Annotated in this window: 30 protein-coding genes; 14 read left to right on the top strand and 16 right to left on the bottom strand. The window is 35.0% G+C overall.

The window, feature by feature from the left end; translation table 11 throughout:
- Positions 1-49 precede the first annotated feature (49 nt).
- The 6 genes from FLUTA_RS00965 (at position 50) to FLUTA_RS00940 (ending at position 3,268) form a co-directional block, all read left to right on the top strand.
- Complete coding sequence (locus tag FLUTA_RS00965) at positions 50-364, top strand: rhodanese-like domain-containing protein (protein WP_013684977.1); 315 nt, start codon at positions 50-52, stop codon at positions 362-364.
- Positions 365-370: 6 nt separating this feature from the next.
- On the top strand, positions 371-1,012 hold the full coding sequence (locus tag FLUTA_RS00960) for a VTT domain-containing protein (RefSeq protein ID WP_013684976.1): 642 nt from the start codon (positions 371-373) through the stop codon (positions 1,010-1,012).
- Entirely contained in the window at positions 1,005-1,733 is a 729-nt protein-coding gene (locus FLUTA_RS00955; protein ID WP_013684975.1) for a shikimate dehydrogenase family protein, read from the top strand. The genes FLUTA_RS00960 and FLUTA_RS00955 overlap by 8 nt, the downstream gene beginning before the upstream one ends.
- 90 nt (positions 1,734-1,823) lie before the next feature.
- Positions 1,824-2,453: an AlbA family DNA-binding domain-containing protein gene (locus FLUTA_RS00950; protein ID WP_013684974.1), complete on the top strand. Its 630-nt coding sequence runs from the start codon at positions 1,824-1,826 to the stop codon at positions 2,451-2,453.
- An 80-nt stretch (positions 2,454-2,533) separates the two neighbouring features.
- Entirely contained in the window at positions 2,534-3,010 is a 477-nt protein-coding gene (locus FLUTA_RS00945; protein ID WP_148235367.1) for a hypothetical protein, read from the top strand.
- Between the two features lie 66 nt (positions 3,011-3,076).
- Positions 3,077-3,268 carry a hypothetical protein gene (locus FLUTA_RS00940; protein ID WP_013684972.1) on the top strand — a complete coding sequence of 64 codons (192 nt, stop codon included), beginning with the start codon at positions 3,077-3,079 and terminating at the stop codon, positions 3,266-3,268.
- Between the two features lie 56 nt (positions 3,269-3,324).
- Here the strand turns inward: FLUTA_RS00940 and FLUTA_RS00935 are convergent, their stop codons facing one another.
- The 7 genes from FLUTA_RS00935 to mutY all read right to left on the bottom strand — a co-directional run bounded on the left by FLUTA_RS00935 (position 3,325) and on the right by mutY (position 11,958).
- Entirely contained in the window at positions 3,325-4,167 is an 843-nt protein-coding gene (locus tag FLUTA_RS00935) for a hypothetical protein (RefSeq protein WP_043023554.1), read from the bottom strand.
- A 78-nt stretch (positions 4,168-4,245) separates the two neighbouring features.
- A complete protein-coding gene (locus FLUTA_RS00930) occupies positions 4,246-5,703 on the bottom strand; it encodes an MBOAT family O-acyltransferase (RefSeq protein WP_013684970.1) in 1,458 nt (485 codons plus the stop codon).
- 108 nt (positions 5,704-5,811) lie between these two features.
- Positions 5,812-8,181: a M14 family metallopeptidase gene (locus FLUTA_RS20395; protein ID WP_013684969.1), complete on the bottom strand. Its 2,370-nt coding sequence runs from the start codon at positions 8,179-8,181 to the stop codon at positions 5,812-5,814.
- Positions 8,182-8,420: 239 nt separating this feature from the next.
- Positions 8,421-9,002: a gliding motility lipoprotein GldD gene (gene gldD, locus FLUTA_RS00920; RefSeq protein ID WP_013684968.1), complete on the bottom strand. Its 582-nt coding sequence runs from the start codon at positions 9,000-9,002 to the stop codon at positions 8,421-8,423.
- A complete protein-coding gene (gene gldE, locus FLUTA_RS00915; protein WP_013684967.1) occupies positions 8,995-10,329 on the bottom strand; it encodes a gliding motility-associated protein GldE in 1,335 nt (444 codons plus the stop codon). Before gldE ends, gldD begins: the two co-directional genes overlap by 8 nt.
- Positions 10,330-10,331: 2 nt before the next feature.
- Positions 10,332-10,781, bottom strand: coding sequence for a single-stranded DNA-binding protein (locus FLUTA_RS00910; RefSeq protein WP_013684966.1), 450 nt, complete (start codon positions 10,779-10,781; stop codon positions 10,332-10,334).
- Positions 10,782-10,950: 169 nt separating this feature from the next.
- On the bottom strand, positions 10,951-11,958 hold the full coding sequence (gene mutY, locus FLUTA_RS00905; protein ID WP_013684965.1) for an A/G-specific adenine glycosylase: 1,008 nt from the start codon (positions 11,956-11,958) through the stop codon (positions 10,951-10,953).
- A gap of 108 nt (positions 11,959-12,066) precedes the next feature.
- Between mutY and FLUTA_RS00900 the strand changes: the two genes are divergently transcribed.
- From FLUTA_RS00900 to FLUTA_RS00890, 3 genes are all read left to right on the top strand, one after another.
- Positions 12,067-12,357 (top strand): HU family DNA-binding protein, encoded by a 291-nt coding sequence (locus FLUTA_RS00900; protein WP_013684964.1) that lies wholly within the window; start codon positions 12,067-12,069, stop codon positions 12,355-12,357.
- A gap of 316 nt (positions 12,358-12,673) precedes the next feature.
- A complete protein-coding gene (locus FLUTA_RS00895; RefSeq protein WP_013684963.1) occupies positions 12,674-14,221 on the top strand; it encodes an Rne/Rng family ribonuclease in 1,548 nt (515 codons plus the stop codon).
- 2 nt (positions 14,222-14,223) lie between these two features.
- Positions 14,224-14,700: a regulatory protein RecX gene (locus FLUTA_RS00890; RefSeq protein WP_013684962.1), complete on the top strand. Its 477-nt coding sequence runs from the start codon at positions 14,224-14,226 to the stop codon at positions 14,698-14,700.
- Here the strand turns inward: FLUTA_RS00890 and FLUTA_RS00885 are convergent, their stop codons facing one another.
- Together FLUTA_RS00885 and FLUTA_RS00880 are read right to left on the bottom strand one after the other, a co-directional pair.
- Positions 14,701-15,315, bottom strand: coding sequence for a hypothetical protein (locus tag FLUTA_RS00885; RefSeq protein WP_013684961.1), 615 nt, complete (start codon positions 15,313-15,315; stop codon positions 14,701-14,703).
- A 10-nt stretch (positions 15,316-15,325) separates the two neighbouring features.
- Positions 15,326-16,717 (bottom strand): choice-of-anchor B family protein, encoded by a 1,392-nt coding sequence (locus FLUTA_RS00880; protein WP_013684960.1) that lies wholly within the window; start codon positions 16,715-16,717, stop codon positions 15,326-15,328.
- A gap of 310 nt (positions 16,718-17,027) precedes the next feature.
- Here FLUTA_RS00880 and FLUTA_RS00875 point away from each other — a divergent pair, with 310 nt between their 5' ends.
- From FLUTA_RS00875 to FLUTA_RS00865, 3 genes are read left to right on the top strand one after another with little or no spacing between them, the layout of a single operon-like run.
- The gene (locus FLUTA_RS00875; RefSeq protein WP_013684959.1) at positions 17,028-17,741 is read left to right on the top strand and encodes a polyprenol monophosphomannose synthase; all 714 of its coding nucleotides are present in this window, start codon (positions 17,028-17,030) and stop codon (positions 17,739-17,741) included.
- Positions 17,741-19,078, top strand: a complete 1,338-nt coding sequence (locus FLUTA_RS00870) for a dihydroorotase (RefSeq protein ID WP_013684958.1) — start codon at positions 17,741-17,743, stop codon at positions 19,076-19,078. Before FLUTA_RS00875 ends, FLUTA_RS00870 begins: the two co-directional genes overlap by 1 nt.
- A complete protein-coding gene (locus FLUTA_RS00865) occupies positions 19,075-19,428 on the top strand; it encodes a DUF4296 domain-containing protein (protein ID WP_013684957.1) in 354 nt (117 codons plus the stop codon). Before FLUTA_RS00870 ends, FLUTA_RS00865 begins: the two co-directional genes overlap by 4 nt.
- Here the strand turns inward: FLUTA_RS00865 and FLUTA_RS00860 are convergent.
- Positions 19,425-20,126: a hypothetical protein gene (locus tag FLUTA_RS00860; protein WP_013684956.1), complete on the bottom strand. Its 702-nt coding sequence runs from the start codon at positions 20,124-20,126 to the stop codon at positions 19,425-19,427. The two genes, FLUTA_RS00865 and FLUTA_RS00860, sit on opposite strands and share 4 nt — an antisense overlap.
- Complete coding sequence (gene ruvC, locus FLUTA_RS00855) at positions 20,123-20,680, bottom strand: crossover junction endodeoxyribonuclease RuvC (protein WP_013684955.1); 558 nt, start codon at positions 20,678-20,680, stop codon at positions 20,123-20,125. The genes FLUTA_RS00860 and ruvC overlap by 4 nt, the downstream gene beginning before the upstream one ends.
- Between ruvC and FLUTA_RS00850 the strand changes: the two genes are divergently transcribed.
- Positions 20,679-21,599, top strand: coding sequence for a hypothetical protein (locus tag FLUTA_RS00850; RefSeq protein WP_043023552.1), 921 nt, complete (start codon positions 20,679-20,681; stop codon positions 21,597-21,599). The genes ruvC and FLUTA_RS00850 overlap by 2 nt on opposite strands.
- Before the next feature lie 41 nt (positions 21,600-21,640).
- On the top strand, positions 21,641-22,714 hold the full coding sequence (locus tag FLUTA_RS00845; protein ID WP_013684953.1) for a glycosyltransferase: 1,074 nt from the start codon (positions 21,641-21,643) through the stop codon (positions 22,712-22,714).
- Positions 22,715-22,803: 89 nt separating this feature from the next.
- On the opposite strand, the gene FLUTA_RS00840 is transcribed toward FLUTA_RS00845, so the two are convergent.
- The 5 genes from FLUTA_RS00840 to FLUTA_RS00820 all read right to left on the bottom strand — a co-directional run bounded on the left by FLUTA_RS00840 (position 22,804) and on the right by FLUTA_RS00820 (position 26,122).
- Positions 22,804-23,115, bottom strand: coding sequence for a hypothetical protein (locus tag FLUTA_RS00840; RefSeq protein ID WP_013684952.1), 312 nt, complete (start codon positions 23,113-23,115; stop codon positions 22,804-22,806).
- A 223-nt stretch (positions 23,116-23,338) separates the two neighbouring features.
- Positions 23,339-24,268, bottom strand: coding sequence for a hypothetical protein (locus FLUTA_RS00835; RefSeq protein ID WP_013684950.1), 930 nt, complete (start codon positions 24,266-24,268; stop codon positions 23,339-23,341).
- 16 nt (positions 24,269-24,284) lie between these two features.
- Positions 24,285-24,746 (bottom strand): hypothetical protein, encoded by a 462-nt coding sequence (locus tag FLUTA_RS00830; protein ID WP_013684949.1) that lies wholly within the window; start codon positions 24,744-24,746, stop codon positions 24,285-24,287.
- Positions 24,747-24,809: 63 nt separating this feature from the next.
- Entirely contained in the window at positions 24,810-25,205 is a 396-nt protein-coding gene (locus FLUTA_RS00825) for a DUF3127 domain-containing protein (protein ID WP_013684948.1), read from the bottom strand.
- Positions 25,206-25,228: 23 nt separating this feature from the next.
- The gene (locus FLUTA_RS00820; RefSeq protein WP_013684947.1) at positions 25,229-26,122 is read right to left on the bottom strand and encodes a flavin reductase family protein; all 894 of its coding nucleotides are present in this window, start codon (positions 26,120-26,122) and stop codon (positions 25,229-25,231) included.
- Positions 26,123-26,169 lie beyond the last annotated feature (47 nt).

The raw sequence follows: 26,169 nt of genomic DNA, 5'->3' as shown, positions 1-26,169 counted from the left end.
TTTTGACTTTTGCATTTTGAATTAAAACCTATCTTTGCCAAAAAAAAGAATGAATCGTATTACCCCCGAAGCTTGTAAGCAACTAATTCAAAACAAGGAGGCCGAATTGATCGATATCCGCGAACCGTGGGAAGTTGAAATATGTGCTATCGGTGGAATAAAAACGCCAATGCATTTGATTCCTAGTGTAGCAGATACGATGGATAAATCCAAAAAATACATCATTCTGTGTAAAACGGGAAGAAGAGCAGAATCCGTTGCAAATTTGTTGGAATGTGGACATGGATTTGAAGATGTTTCTATTTTAGAAGGCGGAATTACAGCTTGGTACGAAACGTTCGAACCTACTCACGAAATATATTAATCAATCATGATAGAATTTTTTCACCAATTATTTGATTTGCAAAATTTTGGCACTTTCATAAATACGTATGAAAATTACATTTATGTCATATTATTTCTAGTAATTTTCGTTGAAACGGGCTTGGTAATCATGCCATTCTTGCCAGGCGATTCATTGCTTTTTACAGCAGGATTATTTGCCGCCTCAGGTCATTTGAGTATTGCGCTATTACTTAGTTTACTCGTTTTTGCAGCAATTCTCGGAGACAACGTAAACTATTGGATTGGCAGAAAAATTGGGTTAAATGTCTTTAATTGGAAAATTAGAGGAAGACAACTGGTAAAACCTATTTATTTGGAAAAAACGGAAGCTTTCTTTGAGAAAAATGGAGTAAAAGCGATTATCATGGCACGTTTTGTTCCATTTGTAAGGACTTTCACACCCTTTGCCGCTGGAATAGGTAAAATGAATTACCGTAAATTCTTCTTGTTTGACGTGATTGGTGGATTCCTTTGGATTTTCGGGCTAACACTTGCAGGGTATTTCTTAGGAGGAATTGACTGGATAAAAGAGAACATTGAAAAAGTTTGTTTGGGGATTATCTTCATTTCCTTACTTCCAATGATTATTAGCTTTTTGAAGTCAAAATTCACTAAGAAAGATGTCTAAATTCGGACTGGTCGGCAAGACTTTGGGGCATTCTTTTTCAAAAAGTTATTTCGAAGATAAATTCAAAAATGAAGGCTTAGAATACACTTTTGAAAACTTTGAATTGCCAGTAATCAATGATGTTTCTAGTGTTTTTAGTATTGACGACCTAAAAGGGTTGTCAGTAACAATTCCATACAAAGAAACCATTATTCCTTACTTAGATTCTTTAAGTGAAGAAGCTGTTGCAATTGGTGCGGTGAATTGCATTTCTTTTCAAAATGGAATGAAAATCGGACACAATACAGATGCTTTTGGTTTTCATCAAATGATCAAACCTTTTTTGACTAATGAGCACGAAAGAGCACTTATTCTGGGAACAGGCGGTGCTTCAAAAGCCATCGCGTATGTTTTACGGAATATTGGTTTGGATGTTCTTTGGATTTCTCGCAATCCTCAAAAAGAAAAAGAATTTTCCTACGAAGCAATCAACGAGCACATGTTGAATGCTTGCAAGGTTATCATCAATTGCACGCCTGTTGGTACATTTCCAGATGTAAATGAATGCGTTCCTTTTCCCTTTGAATTTTTGACGGATAAACATTTGTGTATCGATTTGATTTACAATCCAGAGGAAACCAAATTTCTAACACAATCCAAGTCGCATGGAGCCACCATTTTAAATGGACTTTCAATGCTCAAAGAACAGGCGAATAAAGCTTGGGAGATTTGGAATAATTAAGGTTTTAAAGGTCATTGTCATCGTATTGTAGATTAATTTTCCGACTTCAATCTTCTAACTAAAGTTCCGTTTTCTTCGTAAATTTGTAGGATGCAGTCGGTAAAACAATTGATCAAAGAAGGAGAGCATCAGCAACAGGATTTCAAATTCCGGATTGATGATTCTAAAAAGATTGCGCGAACATTGGTTGCTTTTGCGAATACGGATGGCGGCAGACTTTTGATTGGTGTGAAAGACAATGGAAAAATCACAGGAATCGATCCAACGGAAGAAATTCACATGATTGAAGCCGCAGTAGATATGTATTCAAAGCCGAAGTTGGAGTTTCAATCACGCGTTTGGCAAGAAGACATGAAATTGGTACTAGAAATTACCATCGAAAAAAACACAAATAGACCTGTTTTTGCTTTGGATGAAGAGGGTAAATGGAAAGCTTACGTTAGAAGGAAGGATCATACCTTACTAGCAAATAAAATCTTACTTAATGTATGGAAACACGAGCGGTTCGATCAAAAAATACCAGAAAAAATAGGAGCCGAAGAAACCGAATTACTTCAAATAATTGCTCAGAATCCACTCATTACATTAAGTAAAATTTACCGTTTTTCGAGTTTGGATAAATCTCATATTGATCGGTTATTGCCTTTGTTTATTTGTTGGGATTTGATTTCCATGGAAATGAATGAAAACGGTACTTTTTATCGCGTAATTGAAAATTGATTTCTCTATTTCTGTGATAATCAGATTGTTTTTTTTAGGAATTTCAAAATAAAGTCATATATTCGCGCCAAATTTGAAGATTGAATAAAGCTCTTTATATTTCAAGTTTGGTTCTTAGCGTACTATTCGGGTTTATAATCATTTATTACATTGATATGGTCAGCTACGTGAGGTACCCGGATTCATTTTGGAATGCTCCGGATTTTTACGGTCAGAATGAATGGGGCGTGAAGACAGAAGAAGCTGGTTGGATTAGTCTGTTATTCTTTTCTTTTTTTGGGATTACATTTACACTCGGATTAATTAAAATTAAGCGAGTTACAAATAAGGTTTTATCAATTATTGGCTTGTCTTTAACTGCATTGTTTTTGCTGTGGGATTTGGTAATGTTAAGTGCTAGTGAGAACTTAAGTTTTGATGAAGTAGGGATAGGTTTTTTCTTTTTTGTGCCCGTGATTACAGCATTTTCAATTGTTGGAATTGTGCAGTCAACTCGGTATAAAAGACAAGGAGCCTCAACCAAACAAATAAGGGGATCAGATTTATTAGATTCCTAAAAAAATATAATTTTAAACAAATCGTTTAATGTATTGTTATATTAGACGTACGAAAAACACAAACAAATGGGTAGACCTCCAACGAAACCAGCAAGATTGCGAGATGGTTTTTACATTGAAGTAAGAAATTCCGGATCACAGGGTATACGAATTAGAAGAGATACTAGAGAGCAAATGCTTCTTGCAGCGGATGATTATTCGCGTACGAAAGACGTAGTGATCCTTGGTGAAATGAAAGATGATAAGTGGATTGACTAATAGTCGATCATCGCAAATTGTGTAAAAGAGGTTTTTCGGGATGAAAAACCTCTTTTTTATTTACTATTTTCCGTTCTTATCAAATGATTAATATCATTATTTAACATTTTTGAAAATCGATTGGCAGCTTTTTCATTCAAATGAGTAATGTCAGTATAGTCTTTTGTATTGAAATTCGATGTTGTGCTATAGTTCAAATAATACACATTTTTGATTTTTGTAAATGTTTTAATAAATGCATTGAATTCATCTATTTCAACTTTGCTATATGAAATCAATTCATTAGATCTACATGGAGGCATAACAATAAAAACCCTTACTTTCTTTTTTTGACAAAAATCGATTACTTTTTTAAAGTATTTGGTTTGAAAATCTAATCGTTTAATATCTCTTTCGATTGAATCATTCTCAGTTGCCAGTCCTGGAGATATATATTGGCCATTTTCTTTTAAAAAGGGCTTCTCTTCTTTAGATTTAAATGATAGGGCTTTCAGATTTTTCGGATCAATATTATTGATGTAATAATCTATTTTTTGATAAAATAAATTTTGTGTATCATAATCTTTTAGATACTCATCACTGAGCAAATCCCCATAAATATAGTTGCGGGTATTAGAAATGAAACTAAATTGAAAGTAGTCTAGCCCCAAAATCACAGAGCTTATTTTTTTTCTTTTTCCTTCCAAGAATTTTAATTTGAAATAAATTTGATTGTAAGAATCATTATCATGTGAAAAATTAAAGGTTCTCTGGTTAAATTTATCGGGATTTAAACCTCTATAAGTTCTACTATTACCTACTATTACCATGTCATAATTCAAAAGGGAAGCATTTTCAAATGAATATTGAATTTGTTGTCTCGTACTCGGACCATTTGACAAAGAAATAATATCAGGCATATAAAACATAGAAATTATGCAATAGCAAATGATTGGAATCAAGAATTTCAGTAATTGTTTTATGAATGTTTTCAAAGCTTAAAATTGAAAATAAATAAATTGCTGTTCTTTAGCGCCAAAGTAGAAAATACTAAAGATTATTGAATAATAGAATAATAATCGGAATGACCTTTTCCACGTTTGACCAATATAAGAAAGTGGATGTGAATATTCTCGACCACACCACTCAATAAAAAAGAAGATTCCAATTAAAAGTAATAAGATATGTGGCTGTAAATTCATATTTCCGAAATCAGATCTATTTGGTAATGTAAATAGTGATTTCGAAAATATTTCTTGGATATATTTAACTGCATGCCCCATGTTTTCTGCTCTAAAAAATATCCAGGCAAATGCAACCAACCCGAAGGTAAGAGCTATGCTAATAAATTCTTTTAGTGTAGGAATGAGTTTTCCTTGTGCGGCAATTTCAAGATTGTTTCTATTTCTATTAGTAAGTAATAGTGGGAGGAAGTATACCGCGTTTAATGCTCCCCAAGCAATGAATGTCCAGTTGGCTCCATGCCAAAAACCACTAACAATGAATATGATAAAAGTATTCCTGACTTTTTTCCATAGAGATCCTTTACTGCCCCCCAACGGAATGTATAAGTAATCTCTAAACCAGGAAGACAGTGAAATGTGCCATCGTCTCCAAAATTCAGCAATATCTCGGGAAAAATAAGGGTAAGAAAAGTTTTTGAGTAATTCAATTCCAAAGAGTCTGGCAGTTCCTAATGCGATGTCTGAGTATCCAGAAAAATCTCCGTAAATTTGGAAAGCAAAAAAGATAGCTCCTAAAATCAAAGTACTTCCTGAATAATCAGAAGAATTATTGAAAATTTGATTTGCATATTCAGCACAGTTATCTGCAATAACTACTTTCTTAAATAACCCCCAAAGAATTTGTCTTAAACCATCTATTGCTTGCTGATAATTAAAAGTTCTTTTACTCTTTATTTGAGGAAGTAGATGTGTTGCACGCTCTATTGGACCAGCTACTAGTAATGGAAAGAAACTCACGAAAACGGAATAACTTACAAAATTTTTCTCGGCTGAAATTCTGTTTTTATAAATGTCAATCACATAAGATAATCCGTGAAAAGTATAAAATGAGATTCCCACAGGAAGAATTATTTTCAATGTCCAAGGATCAATTATAAATCCTAAATGAGAGGCAGCTTCCATGAATGACTCTGCGAAGAAATTATAATATTTAAAAACACCAAGAAAACCTAGGTTAATAAAGATACTTAGCCAAAACCAGATTTTCCGTTTACTATGTGTCGATTTTTCCATTTTTAACCCAGTATAGTAATCTAAAAGGGTTGAAAACATTAATAAAAATAAAAACCGCCAATCCCAACAAGCATAGAAATAATAACTAGCTACTAGAAGAAGAATATTTTGAATCTGGACCTTTTTATTTGTAATAGACCAATAGAGAATAAAAATTATTGGTAGAAAAATAGAAAAGTGAACGGAGTTAAAAAGCATGATTTATTAAGGAGAGTTATTAGGATAACTATTAAAATTGTACAAAAGTAGTAACAAAAAACAAAAGAATCAGAGTTGACTTAAATATTACAAAGATGAAAATTTAAGTCAGTGAATTACAACCAACTTAACTGGACATTTTTGCTCAGTCAAGCCAATATAGCGAACATAATAAACTCCTTCTGATAAATTCTCTGTACTTAAATTTAATGATTGACTAGAAGGATTAATCGGATATTGAGAAATTGTTTCACCACTCAGATTCACTAACTCAATCTTTCCACCTTGAATTTTTTGATCGAATACAATCGATACATGACTACTAGCAGGATTGGGAACTAAGTGAAATAATTGAATCTCATTTTCAGAAAGTCCAGTTGCATCAATGTTGTAAAGGATTTCAAAATCATCAAAGTAAAAGCCATCACCTCTTGTTCCACCGTCTGATTTTAATATGAAACGTACACGGATACTGTCACCAATGTAATCACTCAGATTAATTTCTTCTCTTACCCAATTGGATTCTGTTCCTTCATAAACGGGTTGTCCATTTGGTTGTACAGATCCATCGGCACTATTTCCAGGCACTGTGTAATTCCCACATTGACCAATCCATGTAGTTCCATTGTCTGTTGAAACTTGAAATTGACAATAGTCGAAATCTGCTTCAATTTCCCATTTTGCATAGAAATTAATTTGTGCAGCTGTCACATGTGTCAGGTCGATGGTGTTATTGAATAAGTAAGTTCTAGTTGTGTTATTTGCATAATCTCCACTTGGACTATCTGTAAATGAAGTGCTCGGAGAGACAAATATTGATGTAGTAGTGGCCCAGTTTCCTGTCCAATTTGCCGCACTATTGGCTTCATCAATGAATTGAGAGTTGATATTCCCAAAGGTTTTTACAATGGTGTCGTGTTTTGTCCAGCCAATATATTCTGTATTTAAAACATATTTGATGATATCTCCAAATTGAATAGTAGGATTCAGTACATAAGAAATTCCGCTGTTTTGAGAACCCATAATTGCCAAATTGTGAGTACTTGCAGTTCCTACAGATTGAATGCCTGTAATCGGTGTAATACTCACATTTACAGGTCCGTCTTCCAAACCTAGTCGATAAGCACTGTGATTGAAATTACCCGTTGTTGTAGAAACCATACTTGGATCAATATCGTTTACTTCTAAATATCGGTGAGTCAAATGAGATAAAATCAAGTTGGGAAATACCATGTCCTGACAAATCCCTGTGATTTCATTACTTGCTGGCCAAAATCCGTCACTCGTATTGCTGACTTCAGGTGTCATTGCAAAAATCTTAGGCTTCACAATGGTGTCTGACTTGTACATATAATCATCTGAATCTCCAGAAGCAGGATAGAGAGCCGAAGATTTCTTGTTCTCATAACCATTGTATTGAACCATGTGATGTGTAAATGCCTCAAAATAATTGTGGTCTACTGCAAATTCAGCAGTTGTTGTTCCAATGGGGAACAAAATATCGTTGGCGTAAGTATGTGCATTGAAAGCATATTGAAAATCTCTATTTTCACAAAACCACTTAATAGCTTGTGTTTCGGGCTCTGAGAAAGCAGCAGTACCGCAGTAAGTATCATTGTTTTGCTGAGTTGATGTTCCCGTTGTTCCCCAACCATACGAATAATTTCGATTCAAGTCTACTCCGTAAGATCCACCACTATTCAATCGACGATTTTTGCGCCACATTCCACCACCGTTAGGATTGGTTGTTTGATTATGAATGTATCCATCTGGATTGATCATTGGAACGAAGTACATTTCTGTATTGTCGACTAAAAATTTAACTTCTTGACTTGAATTGTAGTTTTCAAGTAAGTACCACATATAAAAAATGACCTCAGAAAGTGAGTTTGGCTCTCTTGCGTGGTGAACAGCCGTATAAAGTACCTCAGGTTCTGCTTCATCTGAGTTTGGATTATCGCTCAAACGCATCCAATAAATCGGTCTGTTTTGAATACTTAAAAAGTTGCTGATTGTGTCCTTAACTGTAATTAAATTGGGATATTGAGTAGCCATGGCATCAATTTCAGCAAGGAATTCTTGGTAGGTATAAAATCCGCCCATTGTACCTAAATTAAAATTCGAAGGAACTGTTGGTGTAAATGTAGATGAACTAGAACTAGGCGGACAGGTTGTGTTTTTTTCCGTATTTGACGTTGTTCCTGAGTTGTTTAAATTTCGGTTGACGTAATAAGTTTGCACGTCTGCAATCAGAATTTCAACTTCGAAACCAACTTCGCGCATTTGCTTAATTTCATCTTTGGAGAAATCAGAAATAAAGAAAGTTTCGCGTTTGATTGTTCCATGATCAATGGCAATCCCTAGTTCAGCTAAGGTTTGTAGACCTTTTGAGTCTGCAAAAATTTTAGCTCGAGAATATTCTTGTGAATATGCCAAACAAGAAAGCAGGAAGGAAAATAAAAGGAGAGTAGTTTTCATAGAGAGAAATATAGTTTCTATAAAAATAATGAATCTTACTCATTCTAAGTAAACTACTTAGTAGAATTACGAATTACGAATTACGAATTACGAATTACGATTTTTTGATTTCGCCAATTCTCCAATTTGCAATATTGCGAACTGGAAAACAAAAAGTTGATTTTTGAATGTTGATAAAAGAGATCAAACTTAGTTGCTCTAACTTTTAATTCGGAACTCGTAATTCGTAATGAGCGAAGCTATTTCCATTCAACAGTTTCAATCAAATGAATTAAATCTGCTTTGAGGTAATTCAATGAGGGGCGAAGCGAATCGTAATTAGGTCTACAATTCATCAATATTTCCCCACGAAGAAAATGAGACGTCGAATCGGTTAGATAAAATTGAAAGTTCGTTGCAACATTTCCTTCCAATTCGAAGAGTGTTCCGTATACTTTTTTTCCTGGGAAAATGAAATTCTGATCGCTGATTTTAGTCGCCTTTATCTGATGCTCGTCCACTTTATCATTGGATAAATTGATGTATCGAACCAAAGTGTCTCTATTTGGAATGGGGTAATAATTCAAATACAAAACCCCATTTAGAGGGCCTAAATTAATTTCAGCATGGTCAGTTGCTTTTCCTTGATACATGATTTGCTTCGAAAAATAAATCTTCGACATTTCAAAAGAATAAGTAGATGCTTCGCTCACTTTTCGATAGCTGTGCTCTGGAAAGTCCGTTCTCAGGTAGGTTGGTGGTTTTGGAATTAATAAATCATCGCCTCCGCAACTGCATAATAAGATTGTTAAAATCAATGCTGAACCTATAAGCTTAATCATTTTCTAGAATTGTTTTAATCATTTTTATTCTTCGTTTGTCGGAACTTTCAACAATTAATTTGATGTTTCCACAACGAATGTATTCGTTATTTCGGAGAATTCGTCCTGCTTGTTCAATAATAAATCCTCCAATGGTATCGGATTCTCCTTTCGTTTGGTCAAAGTCTTTCCCATCAATTTCCAAGACTTTGTAGAAATCAACAAGGGAGGTTCTTCCTTCAAAAAGATAGGTTTGATCATCTATTTTTGTGTAAATCAAATCGTCATCATCAAATTCATCGGTAATATCGCCTACAATTTCTTCTAATACATCCTCTAAAGTGACTAATCCACTTGAACCACCATATTCATCCACTACAATTGCCATGTGCATTTTCATGTCTTGAAATTCTTTTAGTAAATCATCGATTTTTTTATTTTCAGGAATGAAATATGCCTTTCTCAGAAGTGTCTTCCATTCGAACAATTCGTTATTGATATATGGAAGCAAATCTTTGATGTATAAAATTCCAATCACATTATCGAAAGAGGATTCATGAATTGGAATACGGGAATATCCTGCATCAAGTATCACATCGAGTACTTCTCTAAAAGTGGCATCGCTAGAAATCGTTACAAGATCAAGTCGAGATTTCATAATTTGGCGAACTTCCGTATTTCCAAATTTGATAATTCCTTCTAAGATTCGGTGTTCATCTTCGTTATCTGAATCTTCTTTTGTTAAGGCGAGCGCGTGTTCTAAATCATCGGAAGATAAATTAATTCCTCTTTTCTTAGCGCGTTTATTGATCATGTTCGTTCCGTTTACCAATAACCAACGTAACCAGGAAAAAGGAGGTAGGATGTTGATGAATATGATTGGATTCGCCATGAAACGGGCTGTAGATAAGGTATTTCGAGAAGCATAGAGTTTTGGGGCAACCTCGCCTAAAAGCAAAAGAAAAGTACTAATTCCAACAACTTCAATCAAAAAGCGAAGCGTATTTGGTTTATCCGAATTCGGAAAAAATTGATCAATTACTCCAGTTGAAAGAATAATGATGCAAACATTGATAAAATTGTTTGTAATTAGAATACTTGCAAGTAAATCCTTTGGTTTTGAAAGAAGCTTTAAAATGGCTTTCGAGCTTCTAGAATGTTCTTCTTCTAAATCTTTTTTTTCAGAAGGACTCAAAGAGAAAAAGGCAACTTCAGATGCTGAGACAAGCGCTGAACATGCAATTAGAATGAAAATAATGACTAGTGAAGCGATATTGTCTGATACAGTGAATCCAGCTTGAATACTGGCGGGAATAATATCTGAACTTAATCTGGGTATACTATCCATGATTAAAAGGGTAAATCGTCATTCGGGCTAATGCCTAAATCCATGGGGCTTTGATTCTGCGGTTCTTCAGTTGGATAAGGAGGATTGTTGGTGTTCGCTGGTCTATCTTGATCATTTCTTGGTGTAAGGATGGTCAATTCATCAGCGACAACTTCTGTCGTATAACGTGTTGCACCAGCTTGATCGGTCCAAGAACGTGTTTTTAATTTTCCTTCAACGTAAATTTTCTGACCTTTTCGCACATATTTCTCCACAACTTCGGCCAATCCTCTCCAAACCACAATATTGTGCCAATCGGTATTGTCTTTGCGCTCTCCTGTTGTTCTATCGGTATAGGTTTCAGATGTCGCAATCGGGAAACTAGCCACAACAGCTCCGTTTTCCAATCGTCTTACTTCAGGGTCTTTCCCTAAGTTTCCTATTAAAATGACTTTATTTACGCTACCAGACATATTTCTCAAAATATAACAAACATAAAATTACGAATTCCTAAATGAATTGAAAATTTAAAATGGATAATTTAAAAGAAGAGAAAGCAAAGCTTTTGATGTAAACAAGCGTTAGCGCAGTTTAACATTTCAATTTTCCATCCTTCATTTCAAATTCGTAATTCAGGATTGGTCATTTGGAATTAGACTCAAGGTATTTCTCCATCAATCGATGAATCGGATAATCTTCGAAATGACTTTTTTCAACGAATTTAAAGTCCAATCCCGCTATTTCAGACTTATCTGAGGTATAAAAGAATGCATAAATGTGTTGATGGCTTAAAATGTGCTTAGTTTGGTATATTAACTGGGCAGAATCGGCAAAAATCAATGGAATTGATTCATCGGTACTTTCAATCATAGGAAATTCATATAGTTTCTCCCAAACATCTTTTCCCGTTCGCTGATCTAACGCAATTTCATGCTTATTTTCAATATGTAAATAGTGGAAATAGCGCTTTCTTACTTTTGTTTTACCTTTTTTGATGGGTAGTTTTTTGATTAATTCTGAATTAAATGCGCTAAAACAGCTTTGATTCAAGACACATGATTCACAATTCGGATTATTCGGAATGCACTGCATGGCCCCAAATTCCATAATGGCTTGGTTAAATAGAGCAGGATCTGAGCTGGGAATCAATGAATCTGCTAATGCTTGAAATGTTTTCTTTCCTTGTGTAGAATCAATCGGTTCGTCAATTCCATAATACCTGCTCAATATGCGATAGACATTTCCGTCTACTACTGCATGAGGTAAATCAAAGGCAAAAGATGAAATTGCAGCAGCTGTGTAAGGACCAATCCCTTTCAATTGAATGATTTCGGAATACGTTTTTGGAAACTCTCCTTGGTATTCATCCCGAACTTGTTGAGCTGTCTTATGCAAGTTTCGGGCTCTAGAATAATACCCTAATCCTTGCCAAAGTTTCAAGATAGATTCTTCATCTGCATCGGCAAGTTGTTTCAAATTTGGGTAGTTTTCGATGAGGTTTAGGTAGTATTTCATCCCTTGATCAACCCTCGTTTGTTGTAAAATCACCTCCGACAACCATATAAAATACGCATTTTTGGTGCTTCGCCAAGGTAGCTCGCGAGCATTTAGTCTGTACCAATCGCTTATTAGTAGGGCAAAATCAGTCATTTAGGGAAAAATTTCATAATTTTTAATAATAAAGCAAAAATAAACGCTTTTGCTGACTACTTTTGCACCTGAAAATCACAAAGTTGAAAATTTTTAATTTATAATAAGATGACAAAGGCAGATATCGTTGCTGAAATTGCAGAGGAAACAGGATTGGAAAGAAATGAAGCGCAGAAAGCTGTAGAGGCATTTATGACTTCTATTAAAACTTCTTTGACTAAAGGTCAAAATGTTTATTTGAGAGGTTTTGGTAGCTTCATCGTGAAAGAGAGAGCAGAGAAGACGGGACGCAATATTTCAAAAAACACAACGATTATTATCCCAGCTCATAATATTCCTTCATTTAAACCAGCTAAAACATTCGTTGAAGAGGTTAAGAATAGAGTAATTGTAAAATAATTCTATCTTTTTTCTTACAACTAGTTGTAGAAAAACTTATTTTGATATCTTTGCACTCCTGTTAACACGGGAGTGCTTTTTTTAAAAGCTATTGAAAAAGAAATAATTGTATTAATAACCATAAAATAATATTGCTATGCCAAGCGGTAAGAAAAGAAAAAGACATAAAATGGCGACGCACAAGCGTAAGAAAAGACTAAGAAAAAATCGTCATAAAAAGAAGAAATAAAAACTTCTTGTAGATATTGGAAGAGCTTAGTAAGTAGATTTGCTTACTAAGTTTTTCTATTTTAGTTACTTTCTAATTTATACGTTCGTGAGTTTAGAACTAGTTGTTGACACCCGTGATGGTGGTGTTTGGCTTGCTCTCTTGCGCGATGGGAAATTGATTGAGTTGCATCAAGAACAGGGAAGTACTGATTTTGCTGTGGGTGATATATACCTAGGGAAAGTTCGAAAAGTAGTGCCCAGTTTAAATGCAGCGTTTGTGGATGTTGGATATGAGAAAGATGCGTTTTTGCATTATCTTGATTTAGGTCCGCAATTTCAATCGTTGAATAAATTTACCAAAGATACCCTGCAAGGGAAGCAGAATGTCTCTGATTTGTTGTATTTCAAGTCAGAAAAAGACATTCCGAAAGATGGAAAAATTACTGAGATTTTATCAACTACTTCGCCAATTTTGGTACAAGTTGCTAAAGAACCAATTTCAAGTAAAGGCCCGCGTTTAAGTGCAGAATTGACACTTGCTGGGCGTTATTTGGTATTAGTTCCTTTTTCAGAAAAAGTATCGATCTCTCAAAAAATTAAAAGTCAAGAAGAGCGTGATCGCCTACGCCGCTTGATGGATGATATCAGACCGAAAAATTTTGGTGTCATTATCCGCACTGTTGCCGAAAACAAAAAAGTAGAGGCAATCGATCAGGATTTACGTAATTTGATGGAAAAGTGGAAGACGATGCATGCTAATTTGAAGCAAGCTACTCCACCACGTCGTGTTTTAGGTGAAATCGATAAGACTTCGTCTATTTTGCGCGACCTATTGAATGCTGATTTCTCGAATATTCACGTTAGTGATGAAAAACTGATGGGTGAATTGAAAGATTATATCAGTGGAATTGCTCCAGGTCGAGAAAAAATCTTGAAATTGTATGATGGAAAACTCAATATTTTTGAGCGTTTCGGAATCAATAAGCAAATCAAAACCATGTTTGGTAAGAAAGTTCCTTTGCCTTCTGGCGGTTACTTGATTATTGAGCATACAGAAGCTATGCACGTCGTTGATGTGAATAGTGGAAATAGAAAAGGTGCCGACGGACAAGAATCAAATGCGCTTGCTACCAATGTAGAAGCTGCTGAAGAAATTGCTCGTGTCTTGCAACTAAGAGATATGGGTGGAATCGTTTGTATCGATTTCATTGATATGCACGATAAAGAAAATAACAAAGATTTATTCGAGAAGTTGAAGGAGTTTATGCGTTCTGATAGAGCGAAACACAATATTCTTCCTCCGTCTAAATTTGGTGTTGTGGAAATTACGCGTCAACGTGTAAGACCTGAAACGGATATCAATACTTCTGAAACTTGCCCAACCTGTAAAGGGACAGGTGAAGTTCAGGCATCTATTTTGTTTGCTGAAGAGATTGAAATGAACTTGAATTTCTTGTTGTCAGATAAGAAAGAAAAGAAAATATCGCTTTTAGTTCATCCGTATTTAGAGGCTTATTTTAAGAAAGGATTTATTTCCAAACAATGGAAATGGTTCTTGAAGTATAAAAAATGGGTCGATGTTCGAGGTGTTACATCACAGCATCTCTTGGAATATAGCTTCCGAGATAAAGATAATAACGAAATTGCTCTCTAATCATGGAGGGCAATTTTTCGTTTCAGCAAGCCAAGCACAAAATTGAATCGTATTGCGCTTACCAAGACCGTTGTCATTTTGAAGTCAAAAACAAATTATTTTCTTGGGGATTGAGTTTCGAACAAGTGGATCAATTGACCGCTTATCTCATTGAAAATAAATTCCTAGATGAAGGTCGTTTTGCTGAATCTTATGTCTCTGGAAAGCTCCGAATCAAGCATTGGGGTAGAATTAAGATCAAACAAGGCCTTCGACTAAAACACATTCCAGAAAAGATTATTCAGCTTGCTTTCAAAACGATTGACCCAGATGAATACTATGAGATTCTCCGAAAAGAAATCTTAAAAAAACAAAAGGACCTTTCTACGGAGAAAGATCCTTGGAAAAAGAAAGCGAAAGTACTTCGTTATGCACAATCAAAGGGTTTCGAAAATGATTTGATTTATGAAATCTTGAAATTTTCAAGTGATGAAGTTTGATTACTTAAACGACGACCCCTTGAATAAATCCAATATCTTCTTTTTGTCAGCATCGTTGTTATAAGCAATGGTAACTGTCATAAACTTATTTTTCACAAGAGCTGTCATCAATAATTGATTGGCGAAATTCTTTGCGTTTTTATCAAATAACGAAATTTGGTAGGTATCAAATGTGATTCCACTTACTTTTAATTGTCCTGCAACTGAGTCTAAAGGAGTTCTTTGATCCAAGTAATTGTTATAAATCGTTTTGTGAATATCTGAAATGATGCGCTTGTATGAAGTTTGATCGCCAGAAAATTCTTCCCAAGTGGATTGAAAATTGTTGTCGTAGTTTTTTTGAAAAGCAAGTGTACGCTTTATCCCTGCCATATTTGAGCTTGTATCTTCTACAATTTCTTTGGTTCTTTCATCCAATGATTCCAAGCTCGATTTTTTAGTAATTATCCAATTATCTGGAAATTCCATTGTCCAGCCAAGTGCCTGACTTGTATATTGATTTCCATCAAAAGTACCTTCATCTACTTCTTTGGAATAATCTTTTTTAGCAGGTGCACCGCAAGCTCCCAAGAGGATTAATGCGATAGTTAAAACGGGAATTAATGTGATTTTCATATACTTGATTTTAGATAACTACAATTTTTCGAGTGATTTCTTCTTGGTTATTTCGCTCATCGTACAGATGAATTCTTAGTTGATAGGTTCCAACAGCAAAGTTCATAGGGATTTCTACTGAATTAAAATGTTCAATTTCACCCTTTGAAACTTGTTTTCCTTGTAAATCAAAAATCTGCCATTCAACCCGTTCCGTCTCCAAAGGAATCGTCATGAAAATGGATTCAGATGAAGAAATCGGATTTGGAAAGATATTGATTGATTCACTAAGAGGAAAGCTTTTTAAGGCATTTTCTTGATTGAAATGAAGTAGAAATAATCCATATTTTCGGTCAGAAACCAATAAGCGTTTGGAAGGCAAACTAGCATAAATTCCCCAGTTTCCATTCATTTTATAGACCTTTTCATCCGGATATGTATCGTAATGAGCAATTTCCAAAGGAATAGGATATCTCAAATCAAAAATCCGAAGGCCTTCGTTGTAATAGGCAACAAAAGCAAATTCATTGGTGGCTTTAATATTGTGTGGAACAGAGCCGTTTTGGTAATTGGTTCCAAAGTAGTTTTTAATGGTAACGATCGAGCCATCGAAGCTGCAGTTTTTCACTCGTTTTCCGTTTGTTTCATCTGCGAAAAGATACCTTGTTCCATCTGGAGTTAACCAGCCTTGATGATTGTATCCTTGATCTTGGTATATGGACTTAGAATCGAGGTAAGCAGGATTCGTGGTATTCGTGAAGTTATAAACTCTTAATCCATCGTAACCACAGTTTAGAATAGCGACTCCATTTCGAACATAAATATCGTGTACTTCATTTACATCACTCGGGCCGCTCCATAATTCTTGCAATGCTAAAGGATTAGCTAATGAGAAAATTTTTAAAGGTGCATCAATAGTTTGAGTGTTTACGGTACTTCTGTGAATACATGAATACAATTTTTGCTGAATCGTATCTATGAAAATGTTGTGAACTCTTCCAAATAAGGTACTGTCTTCTTTTGCTAAATAAATGGAGTCTGGTAAGTGTTGAAGATCAATGATTTGCAAACTACTCACACCTTCGTCACAAACTGCATAGAGGTAGTTTTTAAACACGGCATATTCTCGGTGTTCAACAAAAGTGCTCGAATAACGACCTTTTATGAAACCTTTAGGGATTAATTTATCCTGATCATTGATTAAAAAAACGTGCGTTCCTTCAGTGGACCCAATAACTGCATATTCCTGTCCGTTTTGCACAAATCCGTAACAATCTGAATAGCGATTAAGAGAAGTGTTCGTAATTAAACTGTCTTGATGCCATTGATCTAATTTCGTGATATTTTGGAATGATTGCGCAACTAGTTGTTGGCTTTGAACAATCAATACAATCAAAAAAATACGATTAGCAATCCATTTCATCTCTTTCAAAGATAAGAAAAAGCAATAGCTTTTGAAGAGCAAATTACAACAAACGTTAGTGCGACAGTAATTGAGAGGAAACATGTGTTGAGAAAATTGAAAAGCATCGAGTTTATTAGATGAAAGTAAAGGAATATTCTCACTTAACTTTACATGCAATTTTAAATGTAGGGAATATGATGTGAAGTGCGTTTGTTATTTAGTTTAAAAGATTTTTAAGTTTTAAGACTTTTAAAATTTGTTAGAAACAGCATATTATCAACAAAGGAAGCGGAATTTGACTATTTTTATCCTCTGAAATAAAACCCGCGTGACTCGAGCAATTGTAATTATACCAACTTATAACGAAAAAGAGAACGTTGAGCGTATGGCTCAAGCTGTCATGGCTTTACCTGTATCCATCGATATTCTTTTTGTTGATGATAATTCTCCAGATGGAACAGCATCTATTATTCGTGATTTGATGACTCAATTCCCCAATCGTATCTTTTTGGAAGAACGTCAAGGGAAAATGGGACTAGGGACGGCATATATTCACGGATTTAAATGGTCTTTGAATCATAATTACGACTACATTTTTGAAATGGATTGTGATTTCTCACACAACCCATTGGATTTACCCCGACTTTTAGAGGCTTGTACTGTAAAAGGTGCAGATGTTAGCATTGGATCACGTTATACAAAAGGAGGAAAAGTTCAAAATTGGCCATTGGGCCGTATTTTAATGTCTTATTTTGCTTCAGTCTATGTGAGAATGATTTTGTTTATTGGTATTTCAGATACAACTGCTGGATTTATGTGTTATTCCAGTAAAGTGTTGAAGGCAATTGATTTGGACAATATTCATTTTAAAGGATATGCTTTTCAGATTGAAATGAAATATGCAGCTAAGAAAAAAGGGTTTAAACTAATTGAAGTTCCAATTACATTTATTGATCGCCAATTTGGAGAATCAAAAATGTCATCTAGTATATTCAAAGAGGCATTTTTTGGAGTTTGGAAAATGAGAAATCTCAAAGTGTAATGACAAAAATTTTATTGAAGAGCGCAACGCTTGTTAACGAAGGGAAAGAGTTTGTATCTGACGTTTTAATTGAAGGCAAGCGAATTATCAAAATTGCATCTTCGATATTAGTAGATGGAATTGTGGAGGAAATCAACTGTGAAGGTTTACATCTTCTTCCTGGCTGTATTGATGACCAAGTACATTTTAGAGAACCTGGATTAACTCACAAGGCGACTATTCAAACGGAATCTAGAGCGGCTGTTGCTGGAGGAATAACTTCTTTCATGGAAATGCCCAATACGGTTCCAAATACATTGACTCAAGAATTATTAGAAGCAAAATACCAAAGGGCTTCAGAAGTTTCTCCAGCGAATTATTCATTTTTCATGGGAGCTTCAAACGATAATTACGAGGAAGTCATGCGCACAAATATTGAAAATGTTTGTGGTGTGAAGATTTTTATGGGATCATCAACAGGAAATATGTTGGTTGATAATACGAGTACTTTGGAGCATTTATTTGCAAATGTTCCCATGCTGATTGCCACTCACTGTGAAGATGAAGGGACAATTCGCACGAATTTGGAGATTTACAAGGAAAAATACGGAGAAGACATTCCAATGTCAGCTCATCCTTTAATACGTAGTGCCGAGGCATGTTACATCTCTTCTTCGAAAGCAGTTGATTTAGCTAAAAAGAACAATACTCGTTTACACATATTGCATATTTCTTCTGGAATTGAAACGGCTCTTTTCCGAAATGATATTCCTTTGGAACAAAAACGAATTACTGCCGAAGCATGTATTCACCATTTGTGGTTTTCAGCTGCTGATTATACTGAAAAAGGCGCTTGGATAAAGTGGAATCCTGCTGTGAAAACAGAAGTTGATAGAGCGCAAATTTGGGAGGCATTGCTCGATAATCGAATAGATGTGATTGCGACTGACCATGCGCCGCATACTATTGAAGAAAAACAGCAAAAGTATTTACAAGCACCTTCAGGCGGCCCCCTTGTTCAACATGCATTGTTAGCGATGTTAGATGCCTCAGCGAACGGAAAAATCCCATTAGTTAGAGTCGTTGAAAAGATGGCTCATGCTGTAGCAATTTGTTTTCAAGTGAAAGATCGTGGTTTTATTCGAGAAGGGTATTTCGCGGATTTGGTATTGGTGAATTTGAATCGAAAAACAACGATTACGAAAGAATCCTTATTGTCACAATGTGCTTGGTCACCTTTTGAAGGAACGACTTTTTCAGCTTCTATTGAGAAAACCTTTGTGAATGGTCAATTGGTCTTTGATGAAGGAAAGTTAACGGGAGTTCAAAGTGGGGAGCGTTTATTGTTTAATCGATGAAAATAATTCTATTCATAGCATTGTTGGTACTTACTCAGTCATGTCATGATGGGTTAGAAGGTTTGCAGAAACCCGACAACTTAATACCTAAAACTGAAATGATTGATTTGATGACAGATATCTATATTTTGGAAGCTCATATTTCAAACACCTATACAACCGTAAATCGATACTATAAAGTCATGAATGCTTCTGGAAGGGCTTATCTTAAGTCCAAGAATATTACTGAAAAACAATACGAAGATTCTTACATTTATTATAATGGAACGAAAGAAGAGTTCAAATTTATCATTGATAAAGTTCAAGAGAATCTTCAAAAGAAATCGATTGAAATGCAGAAGAAATCTTAATTACAAGGTGTGATTGAGATCATCAATTTTTGAAATTCAGCTTTGTAAAGGTTTTCACTGAACCATTCTTTTTGATTTTGAAGAACGCAGTTCCACCAACCATATCTCAGAACTTCTAACCGTGCAATAAACTCATTATTCGGACTATTCCAACTTTGTTCGAAAGTTTTGCTTAATAATTCTGGATTATTAGCAGTTGCAATTTCTTCTTCAGTCATTTTTTTCCAAAGTTTTAGAAGTATTTCCCCACCTTTTTCTAATGCAGAAATATATTCCGAACATTCTTTGCAGTAAGGTGTTCCTTTTAAAGCTTTGGGATTAGTCAATGCGATGACTGCTTTTTCATGTAAAAGGCATTGCTCACGTAAATTGTTTGCTTTTTCCTTTTTTATTTTTGTCCAGTATTCTCCTTTTGGATAGTCCATTTTATCCAATTCATTCAAGAAATTTCCGCACTCGAATTGAATCCCCTTCACGTTCATGTAAGTCGTGTCTTTTACCTGGTAAGCTAAAAACGGTTGACTTAAATCAGAAGCTTGAATCAAAGTGTAATGCGCATTTTGAATTTGATTATAGGTTGCTTTTGAAGTGTCTATTTGAGCTTTCATGTAACAGGTTCCTTCATACCATTCGAAAGTTTCTTGGGCTTTCAGAGTGGTTGAACTTATAACAATTAAAAGAAAAATGATTTTTTTCATCTGATTTTACGATCTGGGTTATTACTAATGAAATTGGTCCAGCTATTTCCTTTGCTTTTATTGTTTTCACCAATTCCTTTGGAAAAATGATGACAAACGGCAGCCGCTAAACCATCCGTGGCATCTAAGTATTTTGGAATTTCATCGAATTTTAGTAAAGTTTGGAGCATAGCCGCAACTTGTTCTTTTGAAGCGTTTCCATTACCCGTAATTGCCTGTTTAATGCGTTTTGGAGTATATTCTTCGTACGGAATATTTCGTCGAAGAGAAGCTGCAATTGCGACTCCTTGAGCTCTTCCAAGTTTTAGCATGGATTGAACGTTCTTCCCAAAGAAAGGAGCTTCAATTGCCATTTCGTCTGGTTTGTACTCTTCCATTAGACCGTCAATTCGATCAAAAATGCGTTTCAATTTATCGGGTTGGTTGTCCAATTTGTTTAATTGAATAATTCCGAAGTTGAGCATTTCAATTTTCGTGCCTTTAATGTGGATTAATCCATATCCTAATACAGTTGTTCCGGGGTCAATCCCTAAAATTATTTTATCTTCGGCCATGCAAATGAAAGAGAAAGATAAAGCTACTAAAAAACGAGCTGTTTTAATGACATTGATCAAATTAATGGTCTTTGTAGCTGTGATTTGGAGTTTGTATTTCCAATTGCGAAATGTGGATTGGGAACATACGAAAGGTTTGGAGATTAAACATTGGTGGGCATTGGTTATCAGCTTTATACTTTTAGTTCCGAATCTTTGGATGGAATTTTTGAAGTGGAAAGCGATTACAAAGCCCTTAAACGCAGATCCTGTTCTAGTGAAAAATGCCTTTTGGGCAGGTGTTGCTTCTGGATTTATGACTCCAAATGGTTGGGGTAATTTCTTGGGAAGATTGATCTTTTTTCAAAAACGAGAAACAATTTACATCATCTTTTCTACGGCATTAGCCAATTTGAGTCAGTTAATTCCAACGCTTGTTTTTGGATTATTAGCATTATTACTGAAATATGGCAACTCCAACTCTTGGTGGATTTCCACCTCAATTGGTGGAGCGGTAATCATTTTGATTTATTTCTATGGAGATTATATTCTTCCCAAGAAAAGAAGTTCTTATCCATTTATTCGGAGATTGCAAAGTATCCATGGAAGGTATCAGCATTTAAAAAGTCCTCTTTTAGTTTTTTCATTCATTCGGTTTTTGGTGTTTAGTTCTCAGTATGTTTTCCTGTTTGTTGCTTTTGGATACGACGATATTTGGTTCTTATTTCCGCAAATTTGGTTGATTTACTTATTAACTTCGTTCGTTCCATCTTTGTGGTCGGGGAAAGTATTGATTCGTGAAACTGCCGCTTTATTTGTATTTGCTGGTACTGTGGTTTCTGTTCCTGATGTCATTGTATCGAGTATTCTGATTTACCTCTTTAATAGTGCTCTACCAGCATTTATGAGTAGCTTTGTTTGGTTGCCAAAAAAACGATAGCAGACTTTTAGTCGCTTTGTTTCATAAGAAAAAAGTAAGATATGTGGTTGATTAGTTCTTGGGTTCTTATTTACATGCTTTCAATTTTGACAGTCTTTTTTGGCGTAAACCGATTGAGAATTAGTAAAAACGCAAAAAGAATGATGGCAATTGATGAAATATCTATCGTTATTCCTTTTCGCAACGAAGCACACAATCTGGAAAAATTCATGGAATGTGTTTATTCCCAACGTTACCAACCAGCTCAGTGGATTTTTGTCAATGATCACTCTTCAGATGCATACATTGATTTGATCCAAAAAATGGACGGATTTCCGATTCGTTTGTTGCATTTGCCAGAAGAACAGCGAGGAAAAAAACGTGCTATTCGGTTTGGAATGGATCATGTGCGAACAGATTTTTGTTTGACAATGGATGCAGATGTGACTTTTGGAAAAGATTACACGAAATCTTTGTTATTACTTCCAGAAGGAGAGTTACTCATTTTACCTGTGGAAATGACTGGAACAAAATGGTGGCAATCTTTCTTTACTCTAGAGTATTTATTTACGACGATCCTCAATAAAGGAATCGCTGGTTGGAGTAGACCCGTTAATTGCAGTGGAGCAAATCTATTGATACATGTAGAAAGTTTCGATCAAGTAGATGACATTGAAGATCATGATCATGTTTTGAGTGGAGATGATATTTATACTTTAAGAGCGTTTAGAGATTCTGGAAAACGAATTGAAATTGTGGAAAACGAAGCGCTAAAAGTGGAAACAGAAACACCAAATACTTTATCAGCAGTGATGGAACAACGTGTTCGCTGGTTGAGTAAAACGGGTCATGTTGCAGACAGGTTAAACAATTTTCTGGGAATTTGGGCTGTTGGCTTGCATTTGTATTATTTCTTGTTGCTTATTATTACTTTTTCAGCAGGTATTTATTGGTTAACACTTTGTTTGCTGCTCTTCAAATTTGGATGTGATTTTATGTTGGTGCGAATGGATAAAAAGAAAACTACCAGTTTTGATTTGATTGGTTTGGTCTTGTTTGAATGTTTTTATCCAATTTACCTCTTTGCATTATTGGCTTATACAATGGTTACTCAGCCAGAGTGGAAGGGAAGATAGATTTTGTGATTTCTTAAAAACAAGAAAGGTCTTGTAGTTGACGCGAAGAATCACGTGATTACAAGACCTTTCTAGCTAATGACTGGAAGTTATTTTTTAATAACTGTTCCGTCTTCATTAAAGTTTACCACATTTTTTTCAGATTTTGCGTTAACCAATTCTACTTCGTAGTATGGCTTTTCTGCTTTAATGATGTATGCTGTTTTAGCATTCCATCCTTGAAAAGCATCTGTGGTAAGTGCTTTCTGAACTCCAGCAGGTAATTCTTCCAATTTGATTTGTACTCTGTCAGGATTAGCTGCAGCTATTTCTGTTTGTACTTGGCTGATTTCTGCTTCTGCTTGTGCGTTTGCAAATACTGTTGTCGTAATTGCGACTGCTGCGATGATAAACTTTTTCATATAACTTATTTTTAAAAGATTGCTGACTACTCATTAGGGAAAACGATGCCAGTGACCAGTTTGCGTTTTGTAAAATAAGTTAAATTGACATTTAATTCATTAATCATCAATCTATTACACATGAGTCTGTCTTGTGTGTTTGTACATGCCAAATTCATCGAATCAGGAACTATTTATTCAAATTGAAAATATGCTCCCCGATTTGAAAAAATAAATTCAATGTTTAATAGGAAAACACTTTGTCGACTATTAATTGAGGTAGAGCTTCCCCTTGTTTTAATTTATACTGAATTTGCTGAGTTTTGTTTGTTCCAGCAATTGAATACCTCCTAACTAAGGTACTTTCTACTGTTTGGAATTGATCGCCACCAGCAAATTCCCCTAAATCAGTTTTCTTTGCTTCTTGCAAGTTTATCTCACTCAAAGATTTTCCTTTATTTAAGTTATATGCTATCAAACGAATGTGTTGATCTTTTCCCTCTCGCACATACACATAAACTTCAGGAAAGCCATCGACATCTAAATCAGCAATCTCAGCATCAGCAATAGAACCTTTGAATGGTATTTTGATTTCATTCACACGGCCTAATGGAAGAGCGGGTTGAAGTGTTAAGGTATCTCTAATAGCTTGAACCGAAAAAGTATAATTGTTGTATTCTAAGAATTTCCAAAATTGCGAATGATCGATTTGCTTTTGATCTGCTTCACCTGAAATACGTGTATATTTACCAGCTAATGTTGCTCCTCCAGAACAGAAATAGTTCAAATTTTTATTAGATGGAGAATAGATTTCAATCAAGTCTTTATTTATTTTGACACCTACTTCAAAGTCATATTGTACCCCAACTAATTCGCCTTCGTCTGTTAAACGAGCTTCACAAGTAATCGTGCAAGTAGGTTTTTTGATATCAGCACGTGAGCGGACTTCCAATCGAAATAACTTTTCGGTGATGGATGTGATTTTTACAGAAACCCAATCTGAACCTTCTTCCTTTTTAGAATAGTCTTTAGAAACAAATGTTCCTATAAAAGGTGAAATCGATTGTTCCGTTTTTACTGCTTTTTCGTTGCTTGTTTTTTCTGTAGTAGTTGTACATGAGCTGCTCAAATTAACTAGAATTAATACTGTTAAAAGAAAACGAAAATATAACATGGCTTATGTTTTTTTATTAATATTCGATCGGATTGTTCAGGTTTAATTGATGTATCACTTTTTTTTGAAGTGGAAAGAGAGAGATGAAATATAGAATTCCAAGTCCACTTAAAATAACGAAATATGAGTTGGTTGTGAGGACAAAACACACGATAGCAAATAGAATAGAAGCATCCATCATTGCCATCTGAATGATTTTTGAGGAGGTATATGCTTTGATTAGCTTCGCTGGATTGGTTTCATTGTGAATTTTGGCTAATGTTGATTTTCGAAGAAAAATGGATGTAGAAACAGCGATTACCATAAAAATCGGAGCAATTAGCTGAAACAGTTCATTGGAAGGATTAGTTTGAGAATTGAAAGGGACGATGATAATCATAGCGGTGAGAAAACTAACAATCCCAAATAGTAATCCTCCGAAAATGATTCGAATCAAGGTAAGACTGTTTGTTAATTTGCGCGATATTTCAGTATTCATAGTGTGTGTAGAAGATAATTAAAAAGAAAAACCCTAACAATAATTGCTAGGGTTTTTGAATTATTAAAACGGTAAATCGTCGTCGTCGCTTGGAGCAGTAGATGCACTTGGAGTTGCGATTGGATCTAAACTCATTGCAGTTGGCCCACCAGATGGAATACCACCACCCATTGAAGGAGTACCTACTTTTTCAATTCTCCATGCCTCTAAGGTATTGAAGTATTTCACTTCACCTTGTGGGCTTGTCCACTCACGACCTCTCAAATTGAAAGAGACTTCAATCTGATCTTGCATATTGAATCCATCAATCAAACTACACTTATCCTGAGTTAACTGGAACATGATATCTTGAGGATACATACTCGCATTATCAGTTAACACAAATTCTCTCTTCGAAAATTTCTCTGATACTTGTACTGTATCATTTTTCACCTTAAGGATTCCGGATATTTTAAACATATTTCTACTGGTTATTTACATTTTTAATCATTAAAAGAAAGCAAGGTCATCCAAGCTCCTTCAATGTCATTATTTGTTATTAATTCTTTTGCACGTTTATGTAAAGCCTCTTCCAATTTTACGGGCTCATCTTCTAAATTAAGGAATAAATCACTTAATTCCAATAGTTTATATTCATTTACATCCGTTTCATTTGGAATTTCAGTAACTCCAGCTAATTGCGCTAAATCGTTTCCTGAAAGAATGGAACTTGTACGAATATCTTCTGGAAGCTGATCAAAACCAATTCCAATTGTTGTGATAGGTTTCGTAATTTCGAACATGGAAGCTTCATTGGCATGACAATACCAATTTCCTCCCATTCGAGCAACCAAATTGATTTTCTTTTGGTCTATTGTTCCATCTTCAGCTAAAATGTCTTCGTGAATATGGATCTTAGTCACTTCACAAATTACTAAATTTCCAGCTCCACCTTCAGTGCCTAATTCTTTCACTTCAAGAACTTTGCATTCGAATTGTACAGGAGCTTCTAAAACGCGCATTGGCTTGATGGTATCGGAGGCAATTGGAGTCAATCCAGCCTTCACGAATTCATCCACATCTGATGGAAACGGAGAACTACTCAAACTCATCTGTTGCAAAATATCCATGTTCACAATGTTAATAACCACTTCTGGAATATTTTTCACATTGTTGTAGGTATCCTTCGTTGTATTTGTTCTTCCATTTCTAGCTGGAGAAAAAATAAGAATGGGAGGAGCTGCAGAAAACACGTTAAAAAAACTAAACGGAGAAAGATTGTTCACCCCGTTTTCATCAATAGTTGAAGCAAAAGCAATAGGTCTCGGTCCAATTGCACCAAGCAGGTAGCCATGTAATTTTGGAATTGGAAGTTCTTTTGGATCGAGTGTTAACATCAATGAAGTTTTCTACAAAAATACCAAATTCAAGAGGGCATTTTGAG

Source organism: Fluviicola taffensis DSM 16823 (genome assembly GCF_000194605.1).
Lineage (GTDB): Bacteria > Bacteroidota > Bacteroidia > Flavobacteriales_D > Crocinitomicaceae > Fluviicola > Fluviicola taffensis.
This window is presented reverse-complemented; position numbering and strand designations above follow the sequence as displayed.

What these genes read in the sequence shown, in the direction of transcription:
- FLUTA_RS00965 (WP_013684977.1), top strand. Translation starts at nt 50, where the DNA reads ATGAATCGTATTACCCCCGAAGCTTGTAAGCAACTAATTCAAAACAAG.
- FLUTA_RS00960 (WP_013684976.1), top strand. Translation starts at nt 371, where the DNA reads ATGATAGAATTTTTTCACCAATTATTTGATTTGCAAAATTTTGGCACT.
- FLUTA_RS00955 (WP_013684975.1), top strand. Translation starts at nt 1,005, where the DNA reads ATGTCTAAATTCGGACTGGTCGGCAAGACTTTGGGGCATTCTTTTTCA.
- FLUTA_RS00950 (WP_013684974.1), top strand. Translation starts at nt 1,824, where the DNA reads ATGCAGTCGGTAAAACAATTGATCAAAGAAGGAGAGCATCAGCAACAG.
- FLUTA_RS00940 (WP_013684972.1), top strand. Translation starts at nt 3,077, where the DNA reads ATGGGTAGACCTCCAACGAAACCAGCAAGATTGCGAGATGGTTTTTAC.
- FLUTA_RS00935 (WP_043023554.1), bottom strand. Translation starts at nt 4,167, where the DNA reads ATGCCTGATATTATTTCTTTGTCAAATGGTCCGAGTACGAGACAACAA.
- FLUTA_RS00930 (WP_013684970.1), bottom strand. Translation starts at nt 5,703, where the DNA reads ATGCTTTTTAACTCCGTTCACTTTTCTATTTTTCTACCAATAATTTTT.
- FLUTA_RS20395 (WP_013684969.1), bottom strand. Translation starts at nt 8,181, where the DNA reads ATGAAAACTACTCTCCTTTTATTTTCCTTCCTGCTTTCTTGTTTGGCA.
- gldD (WP_013684968.1), bottom strand. Translation starts at nt 9,002, where the DNA reads ATGATTAAGCTTATAGGTTCAGCATTGATTTTAACAATCTTATTATGC.
- gldE (WP_013684967.1), bottom strand. Translation starts at nt 10,329, where the DNA reads ATGGATAGTATACCCAGATTAAGTTCAGATATTATTCCCGCCAGTATT.
- FLUTA_RS00910 (WP_013684966.1), bottom strand. Translation starts at nt 10,781, where the DNA reads ATGTCTGGTAGCGTAAATAAAGTCATTTTAATAGGAAACTTAGGGAAA.
- mutY (WP_013684965.1), bottom strand. Translation starts at nt 11,958, where the DNA reads ATGACTGATTTTGCCCTACTAATAAGCGATTGGTACAGACTAAATGCT.
- FLUTA_RS00900 (WP_013684964.1), top strand. Translation starts at nt 12,067, where the DNA reads ATGACAAAGGCAGATATCGTTGCTGAAATTGCAGAGGAAACAGGATTG.
- FLUTA_RS00890 (WP_013684962.1), top strand. Translation starts at nt 14,224, where the DNA reads ATGGAGGGCAATTTTTCGTTTCAGCAAGCCAAGCACAAAATTGAATCG.
- FLUTA_RS00885 (WP_013684961.1), bottom strand. Translation starts at nt 15,315, where the DNA reads ATGAAAATCACATTAATTCCCGTTTTAACTATCGCATTAATCCTCTTG.
- FLUTA_RS00880 (WP_013684960.1), bottom strand. Translation starts at nt 16,717, where the DNA reads ATGAAATGGATTGCTAATCGTATTTTTTTGATTGTATTGATTGTTCAA.
- FLUTA_RS00870 (WP_013684958.1), top strand. Translation starts at nt 17,741, where the DNA reads ATGACAAAAATTTTATTGAAGAGCGCAACGCTTGTTAACGAAGGGAAA.
- FLUTA_RS00865 (WP_013684957.1), top strand. Translation starts at nt 19,075, where the DNA reads ATGAAAATAATTCTATTCATAGCATTGTTGGTACTTACTCAGTCATGT.
- FLUTA_RS00860 (WP_013684956.1), bottom strand. Translation starts at nt 20,126, where the DNA reads ATGAAAAAAATCATTTTTCTTTTAATTGTTATAAGTTCAACCACTCTG.
- FLUTA_RS00850 (WP_043023552.1), top strand. Translation starts at nt 20,679, where the DNA reads ATGCAAATGAAAGAGAAAGATAAAGCTACTAAAAAACGAGCTGTTTTA.
- ruvC (WP_013684955.1), bottom strand. Translation starts at nt 20,680, where the DNA reads ATGGCCGAAGATAAAATAATTTTAGGGATTGACCCCGGAACAACTGTA.
- FLUTA_RS00845 (WP_013684953.1), top strand. Translation starts at nt 21,641, where the DNA reads ATGTGGTTGATTAGTTCTTGGGTTCTTATTTACATGCTTTCAATTTTG.
- FLUTA_RS00840 (WP_013684952.1), bottom strand. Translation starts at nt 23,115, where the DNA reads ATGAAAAAGTTTATCATCGCAGCAGTCGCAATTACGACAACAGTATTT.
- FLUTA_RS00835 (WP_013684950.1), bottom strand. Translation starts at nt 24,268, where the DNA reads ATGTTATATTTTCGTTTTCTTTTAACAGTATTAATTCTAGTTAATTTG.
- FLUTA_RS00830 (WP_013684949.1), bottom strand. Translation starts at nt 24,746, where the DNA reads ATGAATACTGAAATATCGCGCAAATTAACAAACAGTCTTACCTTGATT.
- FLUTA_RS00825 (WP_013684948.1), bottom strand. Translation starts at nt 25,205, where the DNA reads ATGTTTAAAATATCCGGAATCCTTAAGGTGAAAAATGATACAGTACAA.
- FLUTA_RS00820 (WP_013684947.1), bottom strand. Translation starts at nt 26,122, where the DNA reads ATGTTAACACTCGATCCAAAAGAACTTCCAATTCCAAAATTACATGGC.